At 70.2% G+C, this 26,977-nt stretch carries 19 protein-coding genes and 1 pseudogene; 6 read left to right on the top strand and 14 right to left on the bottom strand.

Annotation, left to right across the window (positions count from 1 at the left end):
• Positions 1-188: 188 nt before the first annotated feature.
• Entirely contained in the window at positions 189-1,241 is a 1,053-nt protein-coding gene (locus tag Pla133_RS00630) for an alcohol dehydrogenase catalytic domain-containing protein (RefSeq protein ID WP_145061331.1), read from the bottom strand.
• Positions 1,242-1,278: 37 nt separating this feature from the next.
• Between Pla133_RS00630 and Pla133_RS00635 the strand changes: the two genes are divergently transcribed.
• The 4 genes from Pla133_RS00635 to Pla133_RS00640 all read left to right on the top strand — a co-directional run bounded on the left by Pla133_RS00635 (position 1,279) and on the right by Pla133_RS00640 (position 4,465).
• Positions 1,279-2,526, top strand: coding sequence for an MDR family MFS transporter (locus Pla133_RS00635; RefSeq protein ID WP_419191994.1), 1,248 nt, complete (start codon positions 1,279-1,281; stop codon positions 2,524-2,526).
• A gap of 39 nt (positions 2,527-2,565) precedes the next feature.
• A complete protein-coding gene (locus Pla133_RS25745; protein ID WP_419191995.1) occupies positions 2,566-2,697 on the top strand; it encodes a hypothetical protein in 132 nt (43 codons plus the stop codon).
• Between the two features lie 81 nt (positions 2,698-2,778).
• Positions 2,779-2,913, top strand: a complete 135-nt coding sequence (locus Pla133_RS25750; RefSeq protein ID WP_419191996.1) for a hypothetical protein — start codon at positions 2,779-2,781, stop codon at positions 2,911-2,913.
• 85 nt (positions 2,914-2,998) lie between these two features.
• Complete coding sequence (locus Pla133_RS00640) at positions 2,999-4,465, top strand: ATP-binding protein (RefSeq protein ID WP_145061336.1); 1,467 nt, start codon at positions 2,999-3,001, stop codon at positions 4,463-4,465.
• A 39-nt stretch (positions 4,466-4,504) separates the two neighbouring features.
• On the opposite strand, the gene proS is transcribed toward Pla133_RS00640, so the two are convergent.
• On the bottom strand, positions 4,505-5,977 hold the full coding sequence (proS, locus tag Pla133_RS00645) for a proline--tRNA ligase (protein WP_145061338.1): 1,473 nt from the start codon (positions 5,975-5,977) through the stop codon (positions 4,505-4,507).
• 243 nt (positions 5,978-6,220) lie between these two features.
• Here proS and Pla133_RS00650 point away from each other — a divergent pair, with 243 nt between their 5' ends.
• On the top strand, positions 6,221-6,760 hold the full coding sequence (locus tag Pla133_RS00650) for a rhodanese-like domain-containing protein (RefSeq protein WP_145061340.1): 540 nt from the start codon (positions 6,221-6,223) through the stop codon (positions 6,758-6,760).
• Positions 6,761-7,447: 687 nt separating this feature from the next.
• Here Pla133_RS00650 and Pla133_RS00655 read toward each other — a convergent pair.
• Together Pla133_RS00655 and Pla133_RS00660 are read right to left on the bottom strand one after the other, a co-directional pair.
• Positions 7,448-7,924, bottom strand: a complete 477-nt coding sequence (locus tag Pla133_RS00655; protein ID WP_145061342.1) for a prepilin-type N-terminal cleavage/methylation domain-containing protein — start codon at positions 7,922-7,924, stop codon at positions 7,448-7,450.
• 527 nt (positions 7,925-8,451) lie between these two features.
• On the bottom strand, positions 8,452-9,510 hold the full coding sequence (locus tag Pla133_RS00660) for a hypothetical protein (protein ID WP_145061344.1): 1,059 nt from the start codon (positions 9,508-9,510) through the stop codon (positions 8,452-8,454).
• 152 nt (positions 9,511-9,662) lie between these two features.
• On the opposite strand from Pla133_RS00660, the gene Pla133_RS00665 reads away from it, so the two are divergent.
• Positions 9,663-14,156: an Lhr family helicase gene (locus Pla133_RS00665; protein ID WP_145061347.1), complete on the top strand. Its 4,494-nt coding sequence runs from the start codon at positions 9,663-9,665 to the stop codon at positions 14,154-14,156.
• 221 nt (positions 14,157-14,377) lie between these two features.
• Here the strand turns inward: Pla133_RS00665 and Pla133_RS00670 are convergent.
• The 10 genes and pseudogenes from Pla133_RS00670 to Pla133_RS00715 all read right to left on the bottom strand — a co-directional run.
• A pseudogene (locus tag Pla133_RS00670) lies at positions 14,378-15,223 on the bottom strand (peroxiredoxin family protein); the annotation flags it as partial.
• Positions 15,224-15,235: 12 nt separating this feature from the next.
• Positions 15,236-15,439 (bottom strand): hypothetical protein, encoded by a 204-nt coding sequence (locus Pla133_RS00675; RefSeq protein ID WP_145061351.1) that lies wholly within the window; start codon positions 15,437-15,439, stop codon positions 15,236-15,238.
• A gap of 185 nt (positions 15,440-15,624) precedes the next feature.
• Positions 15,625-17,496 carry a sulfatase gene (locus Pla133_RS00680; RefSeq protein ID WP_145061353.1) on the bottom strand — a complete coding sequence of 624 codons (1,872 nt, stop codon included), beginning with the start codon at positions 17,494-17,496 and terminating at the stop codon, positions 15,625-15,627.
• 15 nt (positions 17,497-17,511) lie between these two features.
• Positions 17,512-19,260 carry an alginate export family protein gene (locus Pla133_RS00685; protein ID WP_145061355.1) on the bottom strand — a complete coding sequence of 583 codons (1,749 nt, stop codon included), beginning with the start codon at positions 19,258-19,260 and terminating at the stop codon, positions 17,512-17,514.
• Positions 19,260-20,360 carry a phosphotransferase gene (locus tag Pla133_RS00690; RefSeq protein WP_145061357.1) on the bottom strand — a complete coding sequence of 367 codons (1,101 nt, stop codon included), beginning with the start codon at positions 20,358-20,360 and terminating at the stop codon, positions 19,260-19,262. The genes Pla133_RS00685 and Pla133_RS00690 overlap by 1 nt, the downstream gene beginning before the upstream one ends.
• The gene (locus Pla133_RS00695) at positions 20,357-21,652 is read right to left on the bottom strand and encodes a phosphotransferase (RefSeq protein WP_145061359.1); all 1,296 of its coding nucleotides are present in this window, start codon (positions 21,650-21,652) and stop codon (positions 20,357-20,359) included. The genes Pla133_RS00690 and Pla133_RS00695 overlap by 4 nt, the downstream gene beginning before the upstream one ends.
• Positions 21,649-23,427 carry an ABC transporter ATP-binding protein gene (locus Pla133_RS00700; protein ID WP_419191997.1) on the bottom strand — a complete coding sequence of 593 codons (1,779 nt, stop codon included), beginning with the start codon at positions 23,425-23,427 and terminating at the stop codon, positions 21,649-21,651. The genes Pla133_RS00695 and Pla133_RS00700 overlap by 4 nt, the downstream gene beginning before the upstream one ends.
• Positions 23,424-24,476 carry a glycosyltransferase family 4 protein gene (locus Pla133_RS00705; protein WP_145061363.1) on the bottom strand — a complete coding sequence of 351 codons (1,053 nt, stop codon included), beginning with the start codon at positions 24,474-24,476 and terminating at the stop codon, positions 23,424-23,426. The genes Pla133_RS00700 and Pla133_RS00705 overlap by 4 nt, the downstream gene beginning before the upstream one ends.
• Complete coding sequence (locus Pla133_RS00710) at positions 24,458-25,729, bottom strand: glycosyltransferase (RefSeq protein WP_145061365.1); 1,272 nt, start codon at positions 25,727-25,729, stop codon at positions 24,458-24,460. Before Pla133_RS00710 ends, Pla133_RS00705 begins: the two co-directional genes overlap by 19 nt.
• Complete coding sequence (locus tag Pla133_RS00715; RefSeq protein ID WP_145061367.1) at positions 25,726-26,925, bottom strand: glycosyltransferase family protein; 1,200 nt, start codon at positions 26,923-26,925, stop codon at positions 25,726-25,728. The genes Pla133_RS00710 and Pla133_RS00715 overlap by 4 nt, the downstream gene beginning before the upstream one ends.
• Between the last annotated feature and the right edge of the window lie 52 nt (positions 26,926-26,977).

A 26,977-nucleotide genomic window follows, 5' to 3' on the forward strand; every position in this document is an offset into this window, starting at 1 on the left:
GGGTCGATGTGGGTCGATGTGGGTCGACCGCGACAGCTGGGGCGACAGCGGCGGCGACAGTCGCGAAGGTTCGCTGCCTCGCGCGAGTCAGCAGCGTCAGGTGCTTCCTTAACCGCCGCGGGCCCCCGCCCGCCCACCAGGGGAGACGGACGAAAGCCCCCTCGGTTACGTCCGATCGGCCGAATTCCTCAACGCTGGCGGCCCGCGAGCTCGGCACCGTGGGGTACCAACATGACCTTGCCGCGCGACATCGCTCCCCGATAGCGGACCAGGGCGGCCGGGTACCCGTCGAGGTCGACTCGCTCGGCGATCTCGGTCGCCAGACTCCCGGTTGCGAAGCGCCGACGGACGTCGCGGATCGCGGCCAAGCGGCGCAACAGGGGCGCGCGGCGCATCCAGCGACCGAGGTAGAAGCCCTCGACGCGGCACTCGCCGGACAGCATCGTGCCCAGGTCTAGGTGCATCTCCGTGGTCTCGCCCAGCGCGCCATAGACCACGCAGGTGGAGCCGGCGCCCATGGCCCGCAGCAGGCGCTCGGGCCAAGTGGCGCCAATGGCGTCGAAAGCGAGGCTTGCGCCCAGCTCGCGACAGGCGCGAGTGAGCTGCTCGTCGGCGTCGTCGTCGAGCAGGTCGATGGCGATGGCGGCACCCAGGGCCCGGGCGCGGTCGGCCTGGTCCGCGCGTCGCACCACGGCGATGACAGGCAGGCGACGCTCGCCGGCCAGGACGAGCAGCTGCTGGCCGAGTTGGGAGACTGCGGCGGTGTGGACGATCGCGGGGGCCCGCTCCCGGCGTGCGCGGTCGACCATGGACCAGGCGGTGAGCGGGTTCACGATCGTGGTCGCGCCCTGCTCGGAGGGCACGGACCCGGGCAGGGGAATGCACTGGCCGGCGGGCACCACCGCGTAGTCGCACCAGGAACCGTCGCCGTCCTCGGCCGTGGCGAAGGCCACGCGACGCCCAGCGAAGAGGCGCGTCCAGCCCCCGCCCGTCGCGACCACCGTGCCGGCGCCCTCGAAGCCCGGGATCGCGGGCAGGGGGCGGGCGGCCGGGTACTCGCCGGCCAGGTAGATCAGGTCCGACGGGTTACAGGGCGACGCCTCGACGCGCACCAGGACCTCGCCTGGGCCGGGCGTGGGGACGGGCTCGCGTACGACGGTCAACAGGCGCTGCAGGTCCTGCGCGTCGCGCGAGTGCTCGGCCAGGCGCAGTGCCCGGCGCATCGTCGGAGTTTCGGCCACGCTTCCATCCTGGCGCCACCGAGCAGACCATGCACGCGTGTTCGCTCGACTGTGGCAAGGCCATGCGCGGTCCCTGACCGGGCTGCCGCGTGAGATCTGGATCCTCTCCGCGGTGCTCCTGGTCAACCGTGCCGGCGTGATGGTGATGCCCTTCCTGGGGATCTACCTGGTCATGAAGCGCGACTTCAGCCCGCTCGAGATGGGTGCCTTCATGGCCCTGGCGGGCGTCGGGTCGATGGTCGGCGTGCAACTCGGCGGGTGGCTGACCGACCGCATCGGCCACCTGAAGGTGCAACTCGGGTCCATGATCCTCGCCGCACCCCTGTTCCTGCTGCTCGGCGCCCAGGAGCACCCCGCGGCCATCGCGGTAGCGCTCTTCGCCCTGACCGTGGCCTTCGACGGCATCCGGCCGGCCAACGGAGCGGCCATCGCCCTGTACTCGCCGCTCGAGGTCCGCACCCGCGCCTTCGGCCTGATGCGCTTGGCCGTGAACCTTGGGGTCACGGTCGGGCCGGCCCTGGGTGGCGTGCTCGCGGGGATCGACTACGCCTGGCTCTTCCGCGCGAACGCCCTGGCGAGCCTCGTCTCCGCTGGTGTGCTCTACGCCCTGGGTCGCGGCTGGACGCCGGTCGCCGAGCTCGAGGAGCCCGCCCGCGCCGACTCCCGCGCCTACACGCCCTGGCGCGACCGGCGGCTGTTGATCTTCATGGGCCTCTTGGTGATCGGCTCGATCCCCTTCTTCCAGATCCAGAGCACTCTGCCCCTGTTCCTCAAGGAAGTGCGCGGGATGAGCGAGGCGTGGATCGGCGCGACCTTCGCCATCAACACGGTCGTGATCGTGCTCTGCGAGCTGCCGCTCCTCTACGCGATCCGCCGGCACTCGTCGATCCGGGTGACCGCTTGGGGCTGTCTCTTCGCCGGCCTTGGCTTCGGGCTGACGCCGCTCTGGCCGGGCTTCGCCTGGGTCGCGGTGACCGTCCTCGTCTGGACCGTGGGGGAGATGCTGCAAGCGCCCTCCGCGGTGGCCTGGGTCAGCCTTCGCGGTCCGAACGCGACCCGCGGCCGAACCATGGGGGTCTTCGGCCTCGGGTTCGCCCTCGCCGCAATGCTCGGACCCCTCTTCGGGACGTTCCTCTACGAGTACATCGGGCCCCGCGCACCCTGGGCCGGATGCGCCCTACTCGGGGTCCTGACCTACCTGGGCATGACCGCCCTCGCGCGGGCGGAGGCGAGGGACGACGAGCCGCAGCCGCAGACGCCGCCCGCGGACACAACGGCGGCCTGATCGTCGTATCCTCTCTCGACGGCCCCGCCGCACCCCACCATGGAAGCCGAACGCCCGATCGTGATCGCCGAAGGCTCCCTGAGCCGCCTCGAGGAGCTCAAGCGCCTGCTCGCCGCGGCGCAGATCCCGGCCGAGGTCCTGCGGCCGGCCGAGAAGCTCGGCAACAAGTGAAGCTCGAAGCTCCTGCTCGCGGTCGCGGGCAGCCAAGCAGAGGCCGCCCTGGCGCGCATCGACTCCAGCTTCACCGAGGGCATGTCGGAGCGTGAACGCGCATCGGTCGAGACCACGATCGACCTCGACTCCGACGAGAACGTCTGCCCGGCCTGCCTGGTGCCCTTCTCCGGCCTGCCCGAGCGCTGCCCGTCCTGCGGACTGCGCTTGCAGTAGGAACGCAAGGTCCTTCCGAGTAGAGGTTTAGGGACGGAAGTCTGCGGGTTGGACACTCAAGGTAAAAACTTCTACCTTGCCGGTCATGGCGGCTGAAAGCTGGGGCTTCTACGGGCGCAAGCAGGAACTCGAGCGACTTCGTGAGTCGCTCGCTCGAGACCGATGGTTCTTCGTTCAAGTCACCGGCCGTCGACGAATCGGCAAGACGAGTCTCGTCAATGAGGTCCTGCGCTTGGAACAGCGCCGAAAGGTCCTCTACATCCAGATCCCCGACTCCGATCCGGCAGGCGTGGTCAGTGCCGCGCGAGACTTCATGGAGTCCTTCCGGGTGCCGATCGACCTGCCGTCAGACCTAAGGGGCTTGGCTTCGGGCATCGGTTCGCTCTGCGCGGACGGCTGGGTGGTGGCGCTCGACGAGTTTCAGTACTTCCACCGGAAGGCACTGTTCTCATTCACGTCGCAGCTGCGGGCGGAAGTCGACCGGTTGTCGGCGCGTGCGTCTGAAGTTCGGGGCGGGTTGATCGTGCTCGGCTCGATCCACACAGAGATGGCCGCTCTGCTCGAGGACCGCGAGGCTCCACTTTTCAACCGCGTAACTGACGTGCTCGACTTGGGGCACCTCGACGTCGAGTCGCTACTTGAACTCATCTCGACCCACGCCGACGCTGAGGTTGGGCGACTCCTCTTCCTCTGGAACCTGTTCGAGGGAGTCCCGAAGTTCTACCGAGATTGCTTCGAACAGGGCGTGCTGGCGTCTGATCGTCGCGAGTTGCTCGAGACGATGTTCTTCAACAGTAGCTCGCCGCTCAGGAGCGAAGCAGACAACTGGTTCCTTCGGGAGCTACGCGGCCGATACGACCTGCTCCTCAAGTTCATCGCATCCCATCCGGGGTGCTCGAACGCGGACATTCTCGACCACGTGAAGTCTGTCGAGCCTGACAGCGCCAAGCAGGTTGGTGGCTATCTGAAGATCCTCGACGAGCGCTACCGGATGATCGAGCGGCTCCAGCCGGTCTTTGCGAAGGCGACCACGCGAAGCGGGCGCTTCTACATCCGGGACAATTTCCTGCGCTCATGGCTTGCCGCGCTCAAGGTCCCGGTCGCGTCCATCAACTTTCGCCCGACGAGGGATCTGGTCGAGGATGCGATCGCGAAGCTCGAAGTCGCGGAGGGACATGGCCTCGAGAGACTCGCGTCGACGCTGTACGAAGAGCGATCCAGGAAAGGGCTCGGGGACTTCCGTCTGACGCAAGCGGTGAGGGGATGGTGGGACCGCGGTGACACCGAGATCGACATGGTCGCAGTCGACGACGAAGACGAGATCTTGAGGCTCGGGACCTGCAAGAGGTCTGGGGCAAAGCTCCTCACTGATACCGGCCGATTCGACGAACACGTCGACCGCTTCTTGAGGCATGCACCAAGATTCGGTCTCTACCGCGTCGAGCGAGTAGCGATCGCCCCTCGCCTCTCGCCTGAGCAACGGTCAGTGCTAGAGCGTCGGGGATTCCTCGCTCAGGACCTGCAGGACCTGATCGAGCCGCTCCTTCGTTGAAAAGCTGCGGGCCGGTCTCCGTGGCTGCTCAGCTCGGCCCTAGTAGTTCTTCGCGAACAGCACGCGCTGGGCCGAGTCCGCGCCGGTCTTGATGCACTTGCCGGGCTCGGCTTCGGGGCCGTCGCCGTCGGTGGGCAGGCAGCGAATGGTGGCCTTGGTCTCGTTCTTGATCGCGAGTTCCGTCTCGGTCGTCCCGTCCCAATGGGCGTAGACGAAGCGGCTGCCGCCGTCCTTGAACACGTCGACGAAGTCGTCCCAGGTGTCCACGTGCACCGTGCCAGCGGTCAAGCGCGCCTGGGCCGTGTCGAACAGTTGCGTCTGGAACTCGTCGAGGGTCTTGCCGATCGAGACGCCGAGGTCGGCCATCGGGCGCACTTCCTTCACGGCGCGACCGGACTCGTCAACCGCAGCCACGCGCAGCTTGGTCATGACCGACTCCGAGTCGAGGTCGCGCGGGCCGATCTCGATCCGCAGCGGCACGCCCTTGCGCTCCCACTCGTAGTACTTCGCGCCGGGCTTGAGGCTCACGCGGTCGTCGACCTTGACGTTCAAACCGTCGTCGCGCAGTTCCGCGGCGATGCGGTTCGCGGCCTCGAGCACGCGCACCTTCTCATCGTCCTTGCGGAAGATCGGCACGATCACCACGTGGATCGGCGCGAGTTTGGGCGGCAACACCAGCCCGTCGTCGTCGGAGTGGGTCATGATCAGCGCGCCCACCAGGCGCGTCGAAACGCCCCAGGACGTCTGCCAGACGTACTCTCGCTCGCCCGCGTCGTTCTGGAACTGCACGTCGAAGGCGCGACCGAAGTTCTGGCCCAGGTCGTGGCTGGTGCCGGCTTGCAGCGCCTTGCCGTCCTGCATCAGCGCTTCGATGGTCAGCGTCTCGAGCGCGCCGGCGAAGCGTTCGTTGGCCGTCTTGATGCCGCGAATGACCGGCATGGCCATGATCTCGTGGCAGAAGTCGCGGTAGACGTGGTGCATCCGCACCGCCTCCTCGCGCGCCTCGGCGTGGGTGGCGTGGGCCGTGTGGCCCTCCTGCCAGAGGAACTCGCTGGTACGCAGGAAGAGCCGCGTGCGCAGCTCCCAACGCATCACGTTGGCCCACTGGTTGATGAGCAGCGGCAGGTCGCGGTGGCTGTCGATCCACTTCGAGAAGAAGTGTCCGATGATCGTCTCCGACGTCGGCCGGATGGCGTAGGGCTCCTCGAGCTCCTTGCCACCCGCTTGGGTCACGACCGCGAGCTCGGGCGCGAAGCCCTCCACGTGTTCCGCCTCCTTGGTCATGAAGCTCATCGGGATGAGCAGCGGGAAGCTCGCGTTCTGGTGGCCGGTGGCCTTGAAGCGCCTGTCCAGGTCGGCCTGCATCGCCTCCCAGATCGCGTAGCCGTGGGGCCGGATCACCATGCAGCCCTTGACCACCCCCGCCGCCTCGGCGAGTTGGGCCTGGGCGATGACGTCCTGGTACCACTGGGCGTAGTCCTCTGCGCGAGGAGTGATGCGATTCTCTGCCATGGTCGGCTTGGAGGCGGCTGGTGGGCACCCGTGGGGGTGCAGGGTCGTGATGAGGTGGTTCGCGCGACCCTGGAGGCCGGCGCGCAGCCGCACAGAGTAGGGCGGCGGGCCCCGGCGGACCACCGACGCGGCCCCGGGCCCCGGGTGGCCCCTGGGGCCAAAAGCTCACGTGGACGATAGGATTAGCGGCCCGCCCGAGGGCGCTCCGCGACCACCACCTCCGACCCGATCCGAGCCGCAGCCGTGACCGAGACCACCATCAGCCCCGAGATGACCATGGCCGAGATCCTCGAGAGGATCCCGTCCGCCCAGCGAGCCCTGTTCCAGCGCTACCACGTGGGGGGCTGCTCCTCCTGCGGGTTCCAGCCCACGGACACCCTCGCCAAGGTCTGCGCCGACCACAACATCCTGGACGTCCCCGAGGTCCTCGCCTACCTCAACCGAGCAGGGGAGATCGACTCCAAGATGACCGTCGACCCGACGGAAGTTAAGGCCTGGATGGACGCGGGAGACACCCTGCGTCTGATCGACGTGCGACCCGCTGAGGAGATCGCCAAGGCAGCCCTGCCCGGCGCCGAGCCGCTCGACTACAGCAACTCCCAGCAGTACATGGACCTGCCAAAGGACAGCCGAATCGTCTTTGCGTGCAAGTCCGGTGCCCGCTCGCTGGACGTGGCCGCCTACTTCGCGGGACACGGCTTCACGGCCGTTCACTCGTTGAAGGGTGGGCTCGATGCCTGGCGTTCCCAGATCGACTCATCGATCCCCGATTACGCCCTCTAGCGTGTTGCGCCGACGGGGGAGCGAGTTACTCTCTCGTTGCACGAGTCGCCACCCCCATGGCGGCTCTCGCTGGCTCTCCCCCAGGAGCCATGCTCTCTGCTCCGCAAGGAGTGCCGCTCCCCAGGAGTCACGGTTCCGCAAGGAACCAACCCCGTCGGAGCATGAGCTTCGCCCTCGCTCTCACGAGCGTTGGCGCCCGGTAGGCAACCCCTGCCCGCCGGGCCGCCGTCACTGACCACCCCCACGGTTCGTGACCGGCCCGTCGGCCCTGGTCCCACCCCGGACCAGACTCAACCGGCGACAGACCCGCGCGGAGTCGTTCCCACGCCCCTGGGAGCGACTCCTTTTTCTTGTCTGGACGGTTTCTTCGTCTGGATGTTCTTCGTCTGGATGTTCTTCGTCTGGATGTTCTTCGTCTGGTCGGGCTTGCCCCGTCAGCTCTCGTCTCGCTCACGACCGATCGGGCCACGCGGTATCGGGCCACGCGGTATCGGGCCACGCGGTATCGGGCCAGAGCTGCTCGGGCCACGCGGTGCGGAGGCGACCCGGGCTCTTTCACTTCGCATCGAGGTCCCTCGCACTTCGGAACGTGGGCGGTCCACCTGGCGAACGGCTGCGCGCCCCAATCGTGACCCGGCTGGGGAGTACTACGGCCCTAATGCCGCCCCCGTTGGCGCTGGTCTTGGCTCAGCCCCCGGCTCCCACCAGTCGGATGGTGCCCTGGGGGGCTTCGACCCGCACCGTCCGCATCTCGCCCTCGAAGGCGACCCGGATCAGCGCGCCGCCGGACACGAACCCGCGCTCGTCGAACCGTAGGGGCATGCCGCCGCCGACGTTGGTCTCGACCAGCTTGACCCCCTGGAAGACCGCATCGCGATCGTAGTCGCGGACGAACTCACGCCCGGTGCGAGGGTGGATGCAGGGTTGGCCATCGGGGCCCACCACGCGATAGCCGTTGGCTTCGAAGTAGAAGTCGACCGGACCGGCGGCGCCAAGGGCCAGGCCCTGGGCCAACTCCAGGTCCTCCGAGAGGAGTGACGCGGCGTTGTTGAGGGTCACCTCGCCGCGCTCGAACCAGGCCGGGATCGCGATGGTCGCCACGATCGCCACGACGGCCAGGGCGAGGATCAGCTCCAGGAGCGTGAAGCCATGGCGGTTGGACATGTCTCGGATCCGATCGGGGCGTCGTCGTCGAGGTTGGCGGCCCCACGGGCCCCAGCGCGGCGGTGGCCGGGCCACCTCGATCGATGTCGGCCCGCGATGGGGCGGAGGTTGACCTCGATCGGCGGAATGGACCTGGATCGGCGGGTTCCGGGCCGGATCGTCGGAACGGGGCCGGATCGGCGCCGTCGCGGTCTGGAGCGGCGTAGTCGAGGGGTAGCGGTCGTCCTGGGCTGGTCGTGCGCTCGAGATCGCCGATTCGGCGCGCTAGTGTCCTGGATCGGAGATTCGGCGTCACTGCCCGGAGGTCCGATCGATGCTGGCTAGGCGCGCCGACGACGCGTATCCGCTGCGATACTCGGAGGAGGCGCTGGCGACGCCAGCGGCGATCGGAGCCCGGGAAGTGACGCCGAATTTCTGATCCAGGACACTAGCGGCTGCTTGAACCACCGCGGGCCCCCGCCCGCCCTACCTGGGGAGACGGATGGGCCCGGCCGAGGTTGCAGGGGAACCGGGAAGAACCTGCCGGATCAGCCGCGAGTCTGGGCCGTGGCGGTCAGTTCGGTCTCGGTCGTGACGTCGGCCCGCACGCGGACTTCGATGGTCTGACCTCCGCCGATGGGCTCGCCCCAGGTGAGGTTGACCTGGCCCTTGCCATCGAGGTCGACTTGCAGGCTGGCGAAGTGACCAGCCGTGGCGTCCCAGACGAGCTCGCCCTGACCCTCGAGGGTCCAGGCCATCTCGATCAGCAGGTCCTCACGGTCGGTCTCGAGGCCATTCGACTCGCACATGGCCCGGACCAGCTCCGTGCGGTCGGCGGCCAGTTCGAGGTCGAACTCGAGCTTGATAGTGATCAGCTCGTGGCCGTCTTCCTCGGTCGTCCCGGTCCACTCGGCCTCGGCCGTGCCCTCGGTGACCCTCCAGGGGAAGGCCAGGGCCAGCTGGGCCGAGGCGACCAGGTCGGTGGACTCCATGCCGCCACCGCCCGGGAGCTCGGGGATCGAGTCGGGAAGCAGGGCCAAGTCCCCGCCGGGCATGAACAGCGAGCCCAGTCGATCGTTGTCGACCACCCAGGAATCGCCCAGCTCGGCCCCCGCGTCGGGCAGCAGGGCGCGCAGGTCCGCGTCGATGTCGACCCCTTCGAGCGAGCTCGGTACTTCGCCGCTCGCCAACTCGACCACCATCTCGTCCGCCTCATCGTCGTTGCGGAAGACGATCGTCTCGCCCACCAGGTCACTCGTGGCCGCGAACTCGAGCGGCAGGGTGCCGAGCGGGGAGACCATCTCCATATCCGCGGAGACGAAGGCCGCGCGCACCTCGCGCCGCAGACCGCGCAGCTCCCCGTCGACCATCGCGCCGAAGCTGTCGACGAACTCGAAGTTGCGCTCGAAGTCGCAGTCGAAGCCGTCGAGTCCTTGGACCGGTGTCTCCTCCCCGCCCACGAACTGGGTCACTTCGTCCAGGGTCCACGTGGTGGCCTCGTTGAACGTCTTGACCAACTCCAGACCCTCGGCCGGTGCGAAGTGGAGGTCGGAGGCGAGGGCGACGCTGGCGACGGCGGGGAACAGGACGGTGAACAGGAAGCGCATGGCGGGGTGCCCACGGGCGGGGCGAGGGGTGCGAGGAGTGGTCCGGCGAGGATACGCCGCGCCCTTGGCAGTAGTTCCCAGACCTGTCGGCTTCCGAGGGCTCATCCGGACCCGGGGCGGGCGCCGGCCGTCGATACACTCGACCCTCGCCCATGGACGCCTTCGGACCGGCAACGCGCGCGTGGTTCAGAGCCAACTTCGCTGGACCGACCCCGGTCCAGTCCGAGGGCTGGGCGGCCATCGGTCGTGGCGAGCACGCCCTGCTCCTGGCGCCGACCGGCAGCGGTAAGACCCTGGCGGCCTTCCTCTGGGCCCTGGATCGCCTGGCCCACGATCCGCGGCCGAAGGACGCCGGGGTGCGCGTGCTCTACGTCTCGCCGCTCAAGGCCCTCGCCCACGACGTGGAGCGCAACCTGCGCGCGCCCCTGGCCGGGCTCGCGCGGTCGGCGGGCGAAGTCGGAGCCGCGCTGCAGACGCCGACGGTGGGCCTGCGGACGGGCGACACGCCGCCCAAGGAGCGCGAGCGCCTGCGCCGCGATCCGCCGCAGATCCTGGTGACCACGCCGGAGTCCCTCTACCTGATGCTCGGCTCGCGCATGCGCGAGGTCCTGCGCACGGTCGAGACGGTGATCGTCGACGAGGTCCACGCCCTGGTGCCCTCCAAGCGCGGGACCCACCTGGCCCTGAGCCTCGAGCGCCTGGTGGCCATCACCCACGCGGACCCCCAACGCATCGGCCTGTCTGCCACCGCGCGGCCGACGACTCTCGTGGCCGCGTTCCTCGGCGGCGACCGACCGGTGACCGTGATCGACACGAGCCAGGCGCCGGCCATCGACGTCAGGGTCGTCGTGCCCGTCGCCGACATGGAGCGGCCCGCAGCGCCGGCGAGTGCGGAGCCGGTGGACGAAGCCTCCGGCTCGGCGCCCTTCGACGAGCCGGGCGGTTCGGTGCTCGTCGCCCTCGCGCGGCGCCGCTCCGGCCAGCGCATCGAGGGCCTCTGGCCGGCCCTGCACGCGCGCATCCTCACCACAATCGACGCCCACCGCACGACGATCGTGTTCGTCAACAGCCGCGGTCTGTGCGAGCGCCTGGCCAACAGCCTCAACGACCTGCACGCGGAGCGCGTGCGCACCGAGCGCGGCGAGGACCCCTTCGACGAGGAGCGCCGCTCGGCGGTGGAGGACCTGGTCCTGCCGCACCACGGATCGCTCAGCCGCGAGCGCCGCAGCCAGACCGAGGAGCTGCTCAAGACCGGCGCGATCCGCGGCATCGTCGCGACCAGCTCCCTGGAGCTCGGCATCGACATGGCCGCGGTGGACCACGTGACCATGGTCGAGGCGCCGGCTTCGGTCACCAGCGCCCTGCAGCGCATCGGTCGCGCTGGCCACGGGGTCGGCGAGGTCAGCGTCGGCACCCTCTTGCCGAAGCACCGCGGCGACCTGTTGCAGTGCGCGCTCCTGCGCGGCCGCATGGTCGCCGGGGCGGTCGAGCCCCTGGACCTGCCGCGCAACCCGCTCGACGTCCTGGCCCAACAGATCGTGGCCACGGTCGCCACCGAGCCGCTCACGGTCGACGAGCTCGAAGCCGTGGTGCGTCGCGCGGCGCCCTACCGCGAGCTTGGGCGCGAGCTCCTGGCCGGCGTGCTCGACATGCTCTCGGGCCGCTACCCGTCCCAGGACTTCGCCGAGCTGCGGCCGCGCCTCAACTGGAACCGCGACACGGGCGAGCTGACCCCGCGCGGCGGCGCCAAGGCCATCGCGCTCACCAGCGGCGGCACGATCCCCGACCGCGGCCTGTACCCGGTGCGCCTGGGCCCGGACGGCCCGCGCGTGGGCGAGCTCGACGAGGAGATGGTCCACGAGACGCGGCCCGGGCACGTGATCGCCCTGGGCGCCTCGTCCTGGCGCGTGTCGGAGATCTCGCGCGACCGCGTGGTGGTCGAGCCGGCGCCGGGCGAGGTCGGCCGGCTGCCCTTCTGGCGCGGCGACGGGCCCGGTCGTCCGATCGAGCTCGGGATCGAGCTCGGCGCCTTCCTGCGCCGCATGGAGCGCCGCGCGGAGTCCGACCTGTGCGCCGAGCTCGAGCGCGACCACAGCTTGGACGCCTTCGCCGCCGCGAACCTAGCGCGCTACCTGGCCGAACAGTCCGAGGCCACCGGCGCCCTGCCCACCGACCGGCGCATCGTCGTCGAGCGCTTCCGCGACGAGGTCGGGGACTGGCGCCTGTGCGTTCTCTCGCCCTTCGGTAAGCGCGTCCACGCGCCCTGGGGCCTGGCGATCGAGCACGCCCTGCGCAGCGCCGGCGCCGCGGAGGCCCAGGCGGTTTGGAGTGACGACGGCATCGTGCTGCGCCTGGGCGATGCCGACGAGCTGCCCGACGTCGACCTGCTCCTGCCCGACCCCGACACCCTCGAACAGGTGGTGATCGAAGCCCTGGGCGCCTCGGCGCTGTTCGCGGGGGCCTTCCGCGAGAACGCGGCGCGCGCGCTGCTGCTGCCGCGGCGGCGGCCGGGCGAGCGCGCACCCCTGTGGCTGCAGCGGCTCAAGGCCCAGAACCTGCTCGAGGTGGCGCGCGAGTACCCGGCCTTCCCGATCGTGCTCGAGACCTACCGCACCTGCCTGCAGGACGTCTTCGACCTGGGCGCGACCGAGTCCCTGCTGCGCCGCATCCGCGCGCGCGAGGTGGCGGTGCACGAAGTCGAGACGCAGAGCGCCTCGCCCTTCGCGCGCAGCCTGGTGTTCGCCTTCACCGAGGCCTTCCTGTACCAGAGCGACGCGCCGTTGGCCGAGCGCCGGGCCCAGGCGCTGACCTTGGATCGCGAGCTATTGCGCCAGCTGCTCGGCGCCGACGATCTGCGCGAGCTGCTCGACGCGGAGGCGATCGACGGGCTCGAGAGCGAGCTGCAAGGGCTCGCGGATGGCTGGCGCGCGCGCTCGGCCGACGACCTGCACGATCTATTGCGGCGCGTGGGCGACTTGACGGCGGATGAGGTCGCCGCGCGCTGCGAAGCGGACCCGCGGCCGTGGCTCGAGGAGCTGCGCGCCGCCTGGCGCGCGATCGAAGTCACCATCGCCGGCTCGGCCCGCTGGATCGCCGCGGAGGACGCCGCCGCCCTGCGCGACGGGCTCGGAGTCGTCCTGCCGGTTGGCTTGCCGACGGCGTGGCTCGAGCCCGTCGCGGCGCCCCTCGGCGCGCTGGTCGCCCGCTTTGCCCGCTCGCGCGGCCCCTTCCGCACCCGCGACCTGTGCGAGCACTGGGGCCTCTCGCCGTCGCGAGCCGGCGCGGCCCTGACCGATCTCGAGAACGCGGAGCGCTTGGCCAGCGGCGGCTTCCGTCCCGGCGGCGAGGGGCCCGAGTGGATCGACGCCGAGGTCCTGCGCCGCATCAAGCAGCGCAGCCTGGCGCGGCTGCGGCGCGAGGTCGCGCCGGTCGAGCGCTCCACCTTCGCGCGCTTCCTCGACGCCTGGCACGGCCTCGGCGGCGCGCGCCGCGCCAGCGCCGGACTGGCCCAGTGCCTCGATCAACTCGAGGGCCTGCCCCTGTCCCTGGCCGACCTCGAGGGCCGCATTCTTCCCGCACGCATGGCGGGCTTCTCCCTGCGCGACGTCGACGACCTGCTCGGCCGCGGCGAGTTCGTCTGGATCGGTCACGGCGCCCTGGGCGCGAAGGATGGCCAGATCACGCTCCATCGCCGCGAACGGGTCGAGTTGTTGCTCGATCCACCGCCGGCCGAGCCTGCCGACCTCTCGAGCGCCGCCCAAGGGGTCCACGACACCCTCACAAGGCGCGGCGCCTGCTTCTACACCGAGCTCGTGAACGCCAACCGCGATCTGGCACCGGCCGAGTTGGACGAGGCCCTGTGGGAGCTGGTCTGGCGCGGCCTGGCCACCAACGACACCCTCGAGCCCGTGCGCCGGCGGGGCCGCGCCGGCGCGAGCGCGTCCCGCCGCTGCGCGCGGTCCACCGTCGGGGGTCGCTGGTCCCTGGTGCGCGGCTTCTTCTTCGAGGCCCCCGGCGCGACGGAGCGGGCCCACGCCCGCGCCCTGACCCTGCTCGAGCGCCAGGGCGTCGTGACCCGCGAGGGCGTCATGGCCGAAGCAACGCCCGGCGGATTCGCCGCCGCCTATCCCGTGCTGCGCGAGATGGAGGACGCGGGCAAGGTGCGCCGCGGCTACTTCGTCGACGGCCTCGGCGGCGCGCAGTTCGCCTTCCCGGGCGCGGTGGACCGATTGCGCGCCGCGCGCCGACCGGCGGCCGAGCCCAACGTGCGTGTGCTCGCCGCCTGCGACCCGGCCCAGCCCTTTGGCGCCAGCCTGCCCTGGCCCGAGTTGCGCGGCCCCGAACGCGGACTGGTGCGACGCGCGGCCGGGACCCTGGTGGTCTTGGTCGACGGGGAGCTGGCCCTGTTCGTCGGCAAGGGCGGGCGCCAGCTGGCGACCTCGATCTTGGTCGAGGAGGTAGAGCCCGACCGCAAGGGACGCGGCGACCTCGCCTTCGCTGCCCTCTACCGCGCCTCGACGGGCCGCGGCCGGCGCTTCCGCATCGACCGCATCGACGGCGACGAGGCGCGCGTATTCGCGCAGTTGGAGGCCCTGCGCGCGGCGGGCTTCACGCTCGACGGGCGCTCGCTGTACGCCTACCTGTAGGTCGCGGCGGTGGCGCGGGACGTGCGGCTGTGGGACGTACGGTGGCGGGATCATCCGTCCCAACGGGTCTCGGTCAGCGGCAGCGAAGCTGCCGCTGACCGAGACCCGTTGGGACGGATGATCCCGCCACCGTACGTCCCACAGCCGACGCAACAGGGCCCGCCGCGATCGCTCGCGACGGGCCCTGCTCACTGCGTCAGGAATCGAATCGTGCCAGCTGGCTACTCGGAGCCGCCCTGGTCCCGAGCCTGCGCCGCGCGTTCCTTCTCGATGAAGTTCCGCAGGCGGTCGAGGTCCTCGACGGTCGAGGTTGCCGCGCGACCCGGCGCCTTCTCGGCGAAGTCCTCGGCCGTCGCCTCCAACTCGTCGATCCAGCCGTTCAGCTTCTCGAGGTCGAGGGCCAGGGCCTTCTCGCGGGTGTCGGGCATCCCCGCGCGGATCTCGTCGATACGCGCGAAGACCTTCTTGGCGGCCGCGAGCTTCTCGTCGTTCCCGAGGCGCGCCCTCAAACTGGCGACCTTGTCGGCCTCCGGAAGACCTTCGACGGCGAGGGCGACGCTGCCGGCCGAGGCCTCGGCGACATTGACGTCCAGGTCCTCGATCATGGCCGTGAAGCCCGCGACCTTGCCGTCGACAAGCTTGCGGAGCATCGACGGGGCCTTGGTGCGCAGCTCTTCGGACTGCTGCTCGCCGGCCATCTTGATGGCCATCCCGAACTTGCCCGCGACGATGGTCTCACGCAGGCGCGAAGCCTCGGCGGGCCACTCCCACATGGGCGTCTCGAGCGCGTCGGCGAGCAACGGTGCCACCGCGTCGGCGTCGAGGGTCATGGGGTGCCCGCGCCAGACGATCTGGCCGTAGGGGTCCACCAGGACCGCGTGGGGAATGCCACGGATCCCGAGGGACTTCATCAGGACTCCGTCGGGATCGTAGGCGTAGGCGTATTCGACGCCCTTGTCCTCGATCCAAGGTTCGGTGTCTTCCTTCGACTCGCTGGTCACGCCAACGATGTGCAGGCCCCGCCCGGCGAACTCCTCGTGGAGTTCATTGGTGTGCGGGACGGCACTGCCGCAGGGGCCTCACCAGTAGGCGAAGAACTCGAGGAGCACGGCTTGGCCGAAGTACTCCTCGAGGCTGGATGCTTTCGACTGGGCGAAGTCGACGAGGTGCGCCGGGGGCAGGGGAGTCGCCTCGTCGATGACCGGCGCGGGGCCGGCCAGGGACAGACTCACCGCCACCGAGGCTGCACCGACGCCGCCCAGGAGGGCTCGCGAGAGCTGCATGGCTCGATCTGGGTAGGGGTTTCGGGTCAGGGCCCGGCACGCGCCGGGGACGACCAAGGTAGGACGATCGGTCCCCGCGCAGGTGACGGAGAAGTTGTCCGCAGACCGAATCGTGACTCCCGGTGATCCGGCCTCCGCCCGCGAGCGGCGTCCCGCGACGGTGGGCGCACCCCCGCCGGGCGCGATCAGCGCAGGTAGCCCAGTCGCCGCAGGGCGTCGAGGTCGTCGCTGCCCAGTACGGCCTGGGCACCGTCGGCGCTCCACAGCCTCCCGGCGGAGGCGTCGACCAGACGTCCGACGAGCCGCTGCTCGAGACCCAGAGGAATCTCGGCGATTCCGACTCGGCGGGACCCCTCGATCCGGAACCCGCGGCGCTCGAGCTCGAACCCCTGGGTCGCCGCTGCCTCGCCCCCGCTCGCCAGAAGCTGCGCGAACGCTGCGCGCTCGAGCTTGCGCGGCGCGGGCCCGCCCACGTCGGAGTCGGGACCGAGGTCGATCCACTCCCCGGCGATCCGGATGCGCCCCGTGCTGGCGCCGCCCTCGACCTCATCGACCGCCCCGCGCAGCTCGAACTCGACCTCGGTGCCCTCCGGGTAGAGCTTGATTCGCGTCACGACCGGAGGGGTGCCCTCCATTCGCAGCTTCACCATCGAGCCGACCGCGGGCTCGAGGCCCTCGGCCCCGTCGGCGAAGACCAACCGCGCCTCGGCCGCGCGCTCGTAGTGCCGCCCTCCCAGACCGATCCAACTGTCGTCGATCCCGTCCAGCGGGCCCTTCAGCTCCGCGGGATCGTCCACGTCGTCGTCGCCCTCATCGACCTCACTGGCGATCCAGGTCCCCGGCCCCGGTTCGAACTTGGCCTCGACGCGATCGCCGGGTCCGAACGGGATCCGTCCGGGGTCGGGCGCCGGAGCGAGCCAATCCAACTCCACGGCCAGGTCTCCGCGACGAAGAGTCGCCAAATAGCGATCGGGCGCCTTGTGCTCCGCAACGCGCTCGCGATCCGAGTCGGGGTCGGCGAGCCGATCGATCCCGTCGTGCGTTGCGGGCGCGTCGATGCCCGCGGCCGCGATCAGCGTGGGGAACAGGTCCAGCAGCGACACCGGTGCCGAGCTGCGGCGCGCCTCGATCCCCGGGCCGCTGATGATGAAGGGCACGTGCAGCAGCTCCTGACCGAGGCCGTAGCCGTGGCCGAAGCGCCCGTTCTCACCCAAGGCCTCACCGTGGTCGGAGACGAAGGCGAAGACCAGGTTGTCCGTCAGTCCACGCTGCTCGAGTCCCTCGAACAACAGGCGCAGCTGATCGTCCTGGTAGCGCAGGGCTCCGTCGTAGAGCGAGTCGAGCTGGTCTTGATCGGTCGTCGTCCAGGCCAGCTCGCCGTCCTCGACGGCATCGAACAGGTCGGCCGAGGAGCGCGCCTGGAAGCGGCGCACATCCGCGAGCGCCGTGAATCGACCGGCGTACTCGTCGGGGATCTCCCAGGGCCAGTGGGCGTCGATCGTGTGCAGGTAGAGGTAGAAGGGCTCGTTCCCGTCGAGACTGTCGAGCCAGTCCAGTGCCTCCCAGCGAATCGCACGGCTGTCGCCGACTCGGTCGCGGTAGGAATCGAACCCTTGCTCCAGTCCCAGACCGGGCCGCAGGTGCCCGTTCTTGACGAAGCCTGCCGTCCGGTAGCCGGCACCCTCGAACACCTCAGCCAGGGTCGTCGAATCGTCCGGGAGCAGGTCGGAGACCACTCCGGCTGCCTCCTTGCTGGAGCCGTCGTAGACCCCGTGGTGTGCCGGCAGGGTTCCCGTCATGAACGACGACACCGAAGGCTTGGTCCAGCCAGCGGTGCTCCAGGCGTCGTCGAAGATCAGCCCCTTCTGCGCGAGCTCGGACAGGAACGGAGTCGTGGGGTGCTTCTCGTAGCCGTAGGGTGTGAGCCGATCGGCTCGAACCGTGTCCCAGCAGATCAGGATCACGTTGGGTTGCGATGTGCCCTCCGGGCCCAACGCCTGTGGATTGGAGCCGCAGGCAGCGAGTAAGAGCAGCGCGACAGGGGTTGTGAACTTCACCGCAGAGCCTCGGGGTCAGAATCGATAGCGGAGTTGGAAGCGCGCGAAGCGCGCTGCTTCGGAGCCGTTTGGAAACGCCACGCCGGGAAAGAAGATCCCGGCTACGAGCTCGATGTCGAGATCGCGCCAGCGGCGAGAGCCGACGACGAAGTCGAACTCGTAGCCCAGCTCGTTGTGGTACCCGTCGGGCTTCGCGTCCAGGTTCGTGCCCCGCAGGACCGTCGCCGGATCGAGTTGGTGAAACGAGTGGGCGATGAGTGAGACGCTGGTGCGCTCCTCTGGCCACCAGGATGAACCGACCGTACCAATGGCGATGTTCGACAGCTCCGGCTCGAGGACTTCGCCGTAGTAGCGAATCGACGTCACGGTCCCGAGCCTCGCGTTGTTGTCCTCCAGGCCTGTCTGACGGTAGCCACTGTCGTTGTCCCCGCTGCCCAGGGCGTAGCCGAGGGAGAGACTGAACGGCAGCTCGTCGAACTCGAAGGTGGTGCCCACGTCGAAGGCGTAGCCGAGCACGTCGTGACCCGCCTCTTCGCCGGCGACCCCGCTCAGCTCGAGCCAGGACTCGGAGTCCGGTAGCCACTCGCCCAGCGCGCGGAAGCCGAAGTGGGTCAACTGGTCGCCACTGCCGTCCTGGAACGAGCGGTGGGTGACCCACCCCGCGAGGTGTTGATCGCGGTCCAGGTTCGAGAAGTAGGTGAACAGGTTCAGGGCATCGCGGTTGCGAGGGCTGGCCTCGCCGCCCCAGCTGGTGGCCGCTGCCAGCTCTAGCCGTGTCGACGCACCGGTGTGGATCAGGCGCAGACCGTCCAAGTTCTGGTCGTAGATCCACTCGCGAGGATCGTCGAAGTCCTGGCGACCCGCCTGGGCGTCCCAACCGCCCCCGAGGGCGTTGCGCCAGTACAGCCAGGTCTCGCCTAGCCGCGTCTGCGAGACGTTCGAGGGGCCGTCCTTCTCGTCCTCCAGCCAGCGCCTGGTGAAGCGGCCTTCTGCGCGGGCGAAGAGGTCGTCGGCAACTCGCCAGGCTAGGCGCAGGCGCGCCACGGCCTCGAGCGTCGAGCGGCCCTGGTCGACCTGATCATCCAGGTCGTACTCATCCTCGTCCGACCCCTCGATGCCGAGTTGTCCGCCGATGCGCAGCCCGGGTGCTAGTTCGATGCGCTCACGAAGCAGGTCGTCCTCGTCGACCAGGCCGACCAGCTGGGCCGGCTTCCAGCGGCGCGGGATCAACTGGATCTCATCCAGAGGCCGTTCCAGCTCGACCACCACGGTCTTCGGAACGAACACGGTGAAGCGCATGACCTCGAGCTCGAAGCCGCCGGCGACGGCGTTGATCTCGTCGATGCGTCCAGCCAGACGGTCGCGGCCCTCGCCCCAGGGGCGGATATCGCGGGCCGAGAACTTGCCGGGACCCCGGTAGCGGCCATCGATACGAACACGGCGGCCGACCAGTGGGGTACCCGGCTCGACCCGCGTCCACTCGGTTCGTTCCGAGAGGTTGATCGGTTGTCCGAGCAGCAGCCAGCTCCCGGAGCGGTCAGGGGCGGCGCTCACCGTCCCGAGCAGCGATTCGAACTCCTCGGGCGCGGTCAGCTCGAGATCTTCGGCCAGGAAGCGCGTGCGCTCGTCGGGCCCAGTCGCCGTGACGACCTCGCCCTTGACCGTGATCCACTGTCCGGCGCGCAGGTCGTCGAGCGACGCAGCGTCCTGCCGTGGCGTCGCGGAGGGGAGCAGGGCGGCCAGGATGAGTAGCAGCGATTGCATCAGGCACTAGCGGGAACGACCTCGTCGGTGCAACGCTCCGCGAGGCGAATGAGGTCAGCCGTGAGCGCCTGCCAGCGGGGCCGTAGCGCGTAGAGTGCGGACAGCCGCAGGAGGGCGGTGGCCTGATAGAACCGCAGTCGCGGCAGGTAGTCGGGCAGGACGTCGCGATCGAGGCCGGTCAGCAGTGCATCGCCGCAGGCGCGAACTCCGTCGGGTGTTGCCTCGGCCAGGCCTTGCAGGCGGCGCAGGGCCAGGTGAGCCAAGAGGTTCGCGACGTCGAGCAGCGGATCCGCGAGGCACAGCAGATCGAGGTCCATCAGGGTCGGCGCGCCGGTCCCCAGCAGCACTTGCCCATCGTGGAGGTCGCGGTGACAGGGAACGGGCACTGTTGGCCGAGGCGCGACGTTGCGCAGGCGTTCGAGGGTCTTGGAGTAGCCCTGGGGCTGCTGACCGAGGGCGATCACACAGCGTCGACCGCGCTCGGCCAGAACTGCCAGTTCGTCCTCGGCCGTGTGTGTCGGGAGCAGGTCGGCCAGCGGCTTCGACAGGCGCTCCTGTCCATCCTGCAGTCGCCGCAGAGCGCGGCCGATCTGTTCGAAGTCGGATTCGTCTGAAACGCGAACACGCGGCTCGAAGCCGACGACCCCCGTCAGCTTCAGAGCTGAGCGGTCGCAGTCGACGCCCAGCAGGGCAGGGATGGCGAAGCCTCCCTCGGCACCGTCGCACAGGGCCTGGGCGAGGTCATGGCGCCGAGCCGCCTCGGCCAGGCGCTTCGGCCGCAGGCCCTTCCAGAACTCGCTCCCACCTTCGCGGGGCAGCTCGACGACCATTCGCCGGCCCGGCCGCCAGGAGACCAGGCGAGTGTCCTCGGTGGCGGACGTGTACCAAGCCGCCAGCGGCAGCTCTCTCTCGTCGGCCGGCGCCAGCTCGCGCAGGACCGCCGCCGTGACCCTGAACCAGGCGCCGCCCTCGGGTCCGTCGAGCTCGATCATCAATCGATCCTTGCGATCGAGGTCGGCTCGCCGCACGCGCTGGGACACGTCGGAGATGCTGAGATACCTGCCGATCCAGTCGAGGGCGGTCGTGAGTTGCGAGGTCACCGGGGCGCTTTCCGATCCAAGAGGGTCTTGGCGCGATCGACCAGCAACCGCGCGCGCTCCTGCGCATCGACCTCGAGTCGTCGCACGGCGGCCGCCGCCCGTCGGACCAGCGCTACGCCAACGCGCTCGCGCAAACCGTCTGCGGCGGGCGCTTCGCCACCGGCCAGGACGTAGGCATCGAGCAGCGGACCAGCGCACTGATTGAGGTCAGGCTCCACGCTCTCGTCCTCGGCCACGGCGTCGGCGATCCACTCGGCCAGGTCGTCGAGCGGTTCGCCGGCGCCCAGCCGGTCGAGGTCCAACAGGCGTGTGCTGTTGTTCCCCCGCTCCACGCCGATCTGATCGGGGTGGAAGTCCCCGTGGACCCAGGCGCGCGGACTGCTCTGGATGCGTGGCAACTCCGGCAGCAACCGCTCCAGCGCCGGGAAGCGGCGGAGCAAGGGCAAGGCGTCGGAGGCGCTGTGAGGCGTCGTCGTCGCGGCGGCCTCCCAGTTGGGCAGACGATGGAGCCGGGCCAGAGCCTCGCCCGCCCGCGGTGCGCCGACGAAGTCGCCGGGCCGCGCCACGTCGACGGGCAACCACTCTTCGAAGAGCAGGCCCGAGCGGGCCTCGGTGGCCAGCAGGGCCGGCGCCAGTGCTCGGGCTTGCGCCGATTGCTCGAAGCGACGACGTTGATCGATCGTGCGCAGCGCTACCGCGCGGCGCAGGCAGCGAGCGCCGATCCCGATACGGCGCTTCTCCCCTCGAGGACCCTCGAGCCTGACGTCCATGTGGAAGACCGCTCGGGACTCCGGCCGGTAGCGCACGAGCTCGGTGGAGACGTGTTTGCGGCGCACGCGCCAGCCGGGCATGGAGCCCTCGCGCTCGAAGAAGCGCGCGAAGCGACCGATGTCGAGGACCCGTGCCGCGCCCGGCAACTCACGATCGGCGGGGAAGCTCCAAGCCAGGCGACCCCGCTCGACGACGATCCGCAGCTCGACCTCGTGCTGGTGACCGAAGCGCCGCTTGTCGAGCTCACCTTGATCCAAGGCCCCGGCCTTGCCGTCGAGGTGCAGCTTGACCACCAGCAGTCGCTGCTGTTCGGCCCCGCCCACGCTGTAGCAGGCGGTGGTAGCGACACCCGGCTTCCACCGGGCGTAGGTCAGCTCGACCGGCGCGGACGAACCCAGTTCCGGGGCCAGCTGGGGGACCAGCTTCTCCGCCACCTCTTCGGGCGAGGGCGGCGTCAGCTCGGGCTCGCCGAGGCTGGCCGGGAGCGACAGGTCGCGGGTGTAGGTGCGCAGGCCTGTCACAGCTCACCTCCGGCCGCGGCTCGCAGCACTTCGCGGTAGCGAGGAGCTCGCGACACGAGTTCTTGGTGTCTGCCCTGGTCTTCGACCCGCCCATTCTCGAGCCAGATGATCCGGTCGAAGCTGGAGAGGTCCGCGAGGTCGTGGGCGATGACCACCACGATGCGATCGTTGGCGAGGTTCCGCAGGCACTCGAGGACGCGTTCGACCCCCGGTCGGTCCAGCCCAGCGAAGGGCTCGTCGACGATGATCACTCCGGGGTCACCCAGCAGCGTTCGCGCGAGACACAACCTCCGCATCTGCCCGCCGGAGAGACCCTTGCCAGACGAGCCAAGGACCGTATCGAGACCCTCGGGCAGGTCTTGGACCAGCTCCAAGCCGTCGGCGGTGGCCAGCGCTTCGAGCAGCTGCTCGTCCGTCGCCTCGGGTGCTGCCAGCAGCAGGTTCTCGCGCAGGCTCTCACCGAACAGCACGGACTGTTGCAGGACCAGACCCACTCGTCGGCGCAGGGGTTCCAGCTGATAACGATCGAGATTCAGGCCGTCGATCGTGATCTTGCCGCTGCTGGGGTCCTCCAGCCGAGCCATCAGCATGGCCAAGGTCGACTTGCCTGCGCCGTTGCGACCCACCAGAGCCACGAGCTCTCCGCGCTGGAGGCTCAGGTTGACGCCCGCGAGGGCCTCGTACCCGGTGGCGTAGCGATAGTGCAGGTCGCTGATCACGATGCGCTCGGGCCGGGCCGGGGGAAGCGCGGCGTCGCGGGCTTCGCGCAGGCCTGAGCGCTGGTCGAGCACGTGCAGCACTCGCTCCGCACCAGCCGTGCCGCGAGCGATGCGCTCGGCGTGGCGGGCAGCACCGCGGACAGGCTTCAACAGCCCGCGGGTGTACGAGAGGAACGCCAGCAACTCGCCTGGCGAGAGTGCGCCCTCGAGCACCCGCCAGCTACCCAGCCCCACCGCAATGGCGAGGGCCAGGCCGAGCTGGCCCTCGACGATCGCCGACAGGGCCGATGCCAGTCGGGCCGCCTTGAGGCCCGCGCGGACGCTCGTGCGGTTGTTGCGCTTGAAGCGTCGTACCACATGGGACGCTCCCCCCAAGCTCTGGACCACTTCGCTGCCGGAGATGGCCTCGTGCAGGAAATCGGCCAGTTGCCCTTCCTTGCTGCGTTGCTTGCGAATGGCGACCGTCAGGCGCTTGGTCATCAAGCGCGTCGAGTAGAGCAGCAGCGGGCCGGCCAGCAGCACCGCGGCGGCCAGCAGGGGGTCGAGGACGAACAGCATCGCCATCACCCCCAACGCCAGAAGGAGTCGCGTGCTCAACTCGATCGTCGAGTCGATCACCATCGTGCGGACCAGCGGAACGTCGCCCATCAGGCGCACGAGGAGGTCGCCGGTCTTGTGACTCGAGTGGAACGACGGTGGCAACTGGGCCAGGTGACCGAAGATGCGCGTGCGCAACTGACGGGTGAAGTCGTGGCCGATCTCGGCCATCCGCACCGAGCGCCAGTACTCCACCAGCGCCAGGCCCCCGGCGATTCCGAGGGCAGCGAGGGTCCCGAGAACCACCGTGCGCAGGGGTGAGTCCGCCTCGCCGGCGGCCACGGGAACCAGCGCCAGGTCGAAGATCCAGGCGATCGGCCACGGTCGGGCCAGTGCCAGCCCCGTGGCCAGCAACGACGCGCCCGCTACGACGAATAGTCCCCGTCGGTGGTGAGTGACCTCGGGACCGAAGCGGCGCGCGAGTCGGAGGGCTCGCGAGAGGCGTTCCAGGCGCTTCATCGGGTTCGACTCCGATCCCGGGCGACGTCGAGCGCGCGCTCTGCCTGGGCGTCCCAGGTCAGGCCAGCCACCGCGTGACGGCATCCCGCAGCGAGTCGCGCGCGCTCGCGGGCGTCGCAGCACAACTCGAGGGCCGCGGCGAACCAGGCATCCGCGTCGCCGGCCGGGAGCACGCGACCCGACTCACCGTCCTTCACGACCTGCGGAAGGTCGCCGCGATCGGCCACCAGCGGCACTGCTCCCACGGCCATGGCCTCGGCGAGCTTGAGGGGCGAGAACCACTCGGGGGCGTCGGGGCCGTAGGTGAGGGCGACCAGGTCGAATCGGGCCACGTAGGCGGGCACCTCGTGCGGAGCACACCAGGGCGCACGAACGACGCGGTCTGCGGGCAGCGTCCGTGCGGCGTCGAAGTCGCCCTCGCCGACGATCGCGAGCTCGAGGTCGATACCCGCCTCGATCAGTCGCGAGGCCAGCTCGACCTGGCGGTCGAATCCGTGCCAGGGTCGCAGGCGCCCGTGGAAGCCCAGCACCAAGCGGCCCGGCGTTCCGAAGCCCGGCTCGGGCGTGGGGTTCGCCAGGAAGGCGGGGTCGACGGCGTTGGCCTCGACCACGACCGTGGCGTCCCCACCGGAGCGCTGCCGCACGTACTCGGCCAGGGCGCTCGAGACGCACAGGACACGGTCGCTGGCGAGGAAGATCTCGGCTTCGAGCAGCTCGTCGCTGCGCTCGGCGGTGCGACCGCGGTAGCGGGCTGCCTCGAGGATCAGGGGCGCATTGACCTCCAGCAGGTGGGGCACGCCATAGGTCCGGGCCAGCCGCACGGAGCGGTCGGCGCCGAGCGCGTAACGCTCGTAGATCAGGTCGATCGCTCCGCGCGCGAGCTCAGGGGCCAGCTGCGACTCGAGTCGATCGGGATCGGCCTCGTCGATGGCCAGCACCTCCGCGCCGGCGCGGGCCAAGGCGCTTCGCATCGCCAGCACATGGACCGCGGCTCCCTTGGGCTTGCCGGGCCGCACGCCCGGGTCCTGGTTCACGTAGGCGACGCGCACGAGACCTCCCGAGCGTCGGTCGATGCGAGCGCGGAGGCGGCCAGCGCCGCACGGAACCAGTCCCGGAGGATCCTTCCCTGGACCTCTCGGTCGAAGAGCCTCGCTCCGAGCTCACGCCCGCGGCTGGCCAGGAGCTCCCCGCGGTCGGGGTTCTCCAGCAGCTCGGTCAAGGCGTCAGCCAGGGCCGCGGCATCGCCCTCGGGCACGAGCACTCCGCAGCGGCCTTGGTCGAGGATCTCTGTGACCCCAGCGACCGGGGTCGAGATCATCGGCACGCCCGCGGCCTGGGCCTCGAGCAGCACCGTGGGCAGTGCGTCCTTGTTCCCGTCGTTCCCGGTCTTGCAGGCCAGCGCGAACACTCGTGCCTGCTCTAGCTCGAGGCGCACGGCGTCGGCGGGCAGCGGACCCAGGAATCGGATCCGCTCGGCCGCCGGACCGCTGGCGGCGCGTGCCTCGAGCACCGCCCGCTCTTCGCCCTCTCCGACCAGCCGGGCATCGAACTCGAGGCCGCGCGCGGCCAGCAGATGGAGGGCGTCGATCAGCACGTCGAAGCCCTTCTTCTCGACCAATCGGCCGATCGAGAGCAGGCGTGCACCAGCCGGTCGGCGAACCACGGACTCGAAGGCCGCGCGCTCGATGCCGTTGTAGTGCCGCCGAACCCGTTCCAGGGCCGTCGACGACAGGATCGACTCGAGGTGCGCGACGTTGGCGTCGCAGACGGTGATGGTGAAGGCCGAGTGCGCGAACAGCTGGTTCAGGAAGGCGGGATCGGTGCCTTCGCGATAGATGTCCTTGGCGTGTGCGGTGATCGAGTAGCTGGGACCACCGAGCCGCTGCACCAGGTGCGCGAGCAGAGCCGAGTCCGTGGCGAAGTGGGCGTGCAGGTGGCCGATGCCGCGCTCGCGGCACTCGGACAGCAGCACCAGGGCCTCGGTCACGATGGATCCCAGCCGAGGATGATCGAGGGGCCGCAGCTCCTCGAGCGCCTCGCCCAGACGGGCCAGCAGTTCCCCGGAGGCGCCGTCGGCGATCAGGATCGCGAAGGGGTCGGCTTCGCGCGGGTGGGGCAGGACCACCACCTCCGCGCGCAGTTGGTCGAGCTCGGGGTGCCGCGGCTCGTCGTCGGGCGCCCGGCGGGAGAACACGACGATGTCGGTGCCGAGTGCTTCCTGGGCGAGGATCTCGCCCAGGACGAAGGTCTCGGACAGCCGCGGGAATTTCTTCAGCAGGTAGCCCACACGCAGATCGTTCATCGGATCGCTCCCGCGAGCTGGGGCTCGCGCTCGAGGAGTTCGGAGGCGACCTCGACCATGCCGTCGAGGCCGTCGAGACGCGGGCGGCTGATCGGATCCGGCCGGACCCCGCGCGAGAGGGCGCGCTCGATGGCCGCGCGCACCTCGGCGGGCCGGCGCTCGTCGGCCTGGGTCACCAGGCCCAGGCGCTCGAGGGCGTCGGCGCGCACCTGTTGCTCCAACCGCGGTTGGCGACGCGGCATGAGGACCGTCGGCCGCCCGCTGGAGAGCAGCTCGGCGACGGTGTTGTAGCCGGCCATGGCGACCACGGCGTCGGCCCGGGACATGCGCCGCGGCAGGTCCTCGCAGAAGCGGTGGACCTCGATCCCGCGCAGGCCGTGGGCGGCGATGCGCACGCGACGTTCGGCCTCCGGCGCCAGCATCGGCCCCAGCACGATGGTGCTGCGCCAATCGGCGGGGGACAGGCGCAGGGCCTCGAGGTAGGCCAGGATGCGGCACTCGCCGTCCTCGCCGCCGCCGGTGGTGAGCAGCACCTCGGGCTCGAGGTCGGGGATCGGCTCGGGGCAGGGGCGCGCCTCCTGGCGCACCACGTAGCCGACGTACTCCAGGCGGCGGCCGAGCTCCGGCGGGAAGGGGTAGGCCTCGCGCACGTCGAAGACCTCCGGCGAACCGTAGACGCAGACGCGGTCGTAGGCCTCCGAGAGGGCCCAGCGGATCGACTCGCGACCCCACTCCTGCGCCACCCGGTCGGGGGCGTCGATCACATCGCGCACGCCGAGGATCGTCCGCACCCCGTCGGCCGCGGCGCGCTGGAGCAGGCCCAGGATCTCGTCGCACAGGCCGGTGACCTGGTGGTCGACGATCAGGCAGTGGGGCTGCCAGCTCTCCCAGAGGGAGGTCAACAGCGCGCGCCGCACGCTCGACACCCGCTCCATGCTGCCCGGCAGGAAGCGCGGCGCGTAGGCGCCGCCCTCGGCCTTGCCGACCGACGGGAGCTTGACCACCTCGACTCGCGGCGGGAGCACGAAGTGGGTCGCGCAGGGCGAGCCCGTGGCCACCACGGCGCTGGCGCCGGGGAAGGAGGCCGTCAGGCGGCGGGCGAGGTTCAGGCTGCGGCGCAGGTGCCCGAGCCCGAAGGAATCGTGGCTGTAGAGCAGGAAGCGCAGGGCGTGGGGGGGATGGTCGGCGAGCTTCACGGCCGGCGGTGAGCAACAGCCGTGCCGAGGGGCAACAGGGGCTCGTCAAGGC

Source organism: Engelhardtia mirabilis (genome assembly GCF_007748095.1).
GTDB lineage: Bacteria > Planctomycetota > UBA1135 > UBA1135.

What these genes read in the sequence shown, in the direction of transcription:
- Pla133_RS25745 (WP_419191995.1), top strand. Translation starts at nt 2,566, where the DNA reads ATGGAAGCCGAACGCCCGATCGTGATCGCCGAAGGCTCCCTGAGCCGC.
- Pla133_RS25750 (WP_419191996.1), top strand. Translation starts at nt 2,779, where the DNA reads ATGTCGGAGCGTGAACGCGCATCGGTCGAGACCACGATCGACCTCGAC.
- Pla133_RS00640 (WP_145061336.1), top strand. Translation starts at nt 2,999, where the DNA reads ATGGCGGCTGAAAGCTGGGGCTTCTACGGGCGCAAGCAGGAACTCGAG.
- proS (WP_145061338.1), bottom strand. Translation starts at nt 5,977, where the DNA reads ATGGCAGAGAATCGCATCACTCCTCGCGCAGAGGACTACGCCCAGTGG.
- Pla133_RS00655 (WP_145061342.1), bottom strand. Translation starts at nt 7,924, where the DNA reads ATGTCCAACCGCCATGGCTTCACGCTCCTGGAGCTGATCCTCGCCCTG.
- Pla133_RS00660 (WP_145061344.1), bottom strand. Translation starts at nt 9,510, where the DNA reads ATGCGCTTCCTGTTCACCGTCCTGTTCCCCGCCGTCGCCAGCGTCGCC.
- Pla133_RS00665 (WP_145061347.1), top strand. Translation starts at nt 9,663, where the DNA reads ATGGACGCCTTCGGACCGGCAACGCGCGCGTGGTTCAGAGCCAACTTC.
- Pla133_RS00675 (WP_145061351.1), bottom strand. Translation starts at nt 15,439, where the DNA reads ATGCAGCTCTCGCGAGCCCTCCTGGGCGGCGTCGGTGCAGCCTCGGTG.
- Pla133_RS00685 (WP_145061355.1), bottom strand. Translation starts at nt 19,260, where the DNA reads ATGCAATCGCTGCTACTCATCCTGGCCGCCCTGCTCCCCTCCGCGACG.
- Pla133_RS00700 (WP_419191997.1), bottom strand. Translation starts at nt 23,427, where the DNA reads ATGAAGCGCCTGGAACGCCTCTCGCGAGCCCTCCGACTCGCGCGCCGC.
- Pla133_RS00710 (WP_145061365.1), bottom strand. Translation starts at nt 25,729, where the DNA reads ATGAACGATCTGCGTGTGGGCTACCTGCTGAAGAAATTCCCGCGGCTG.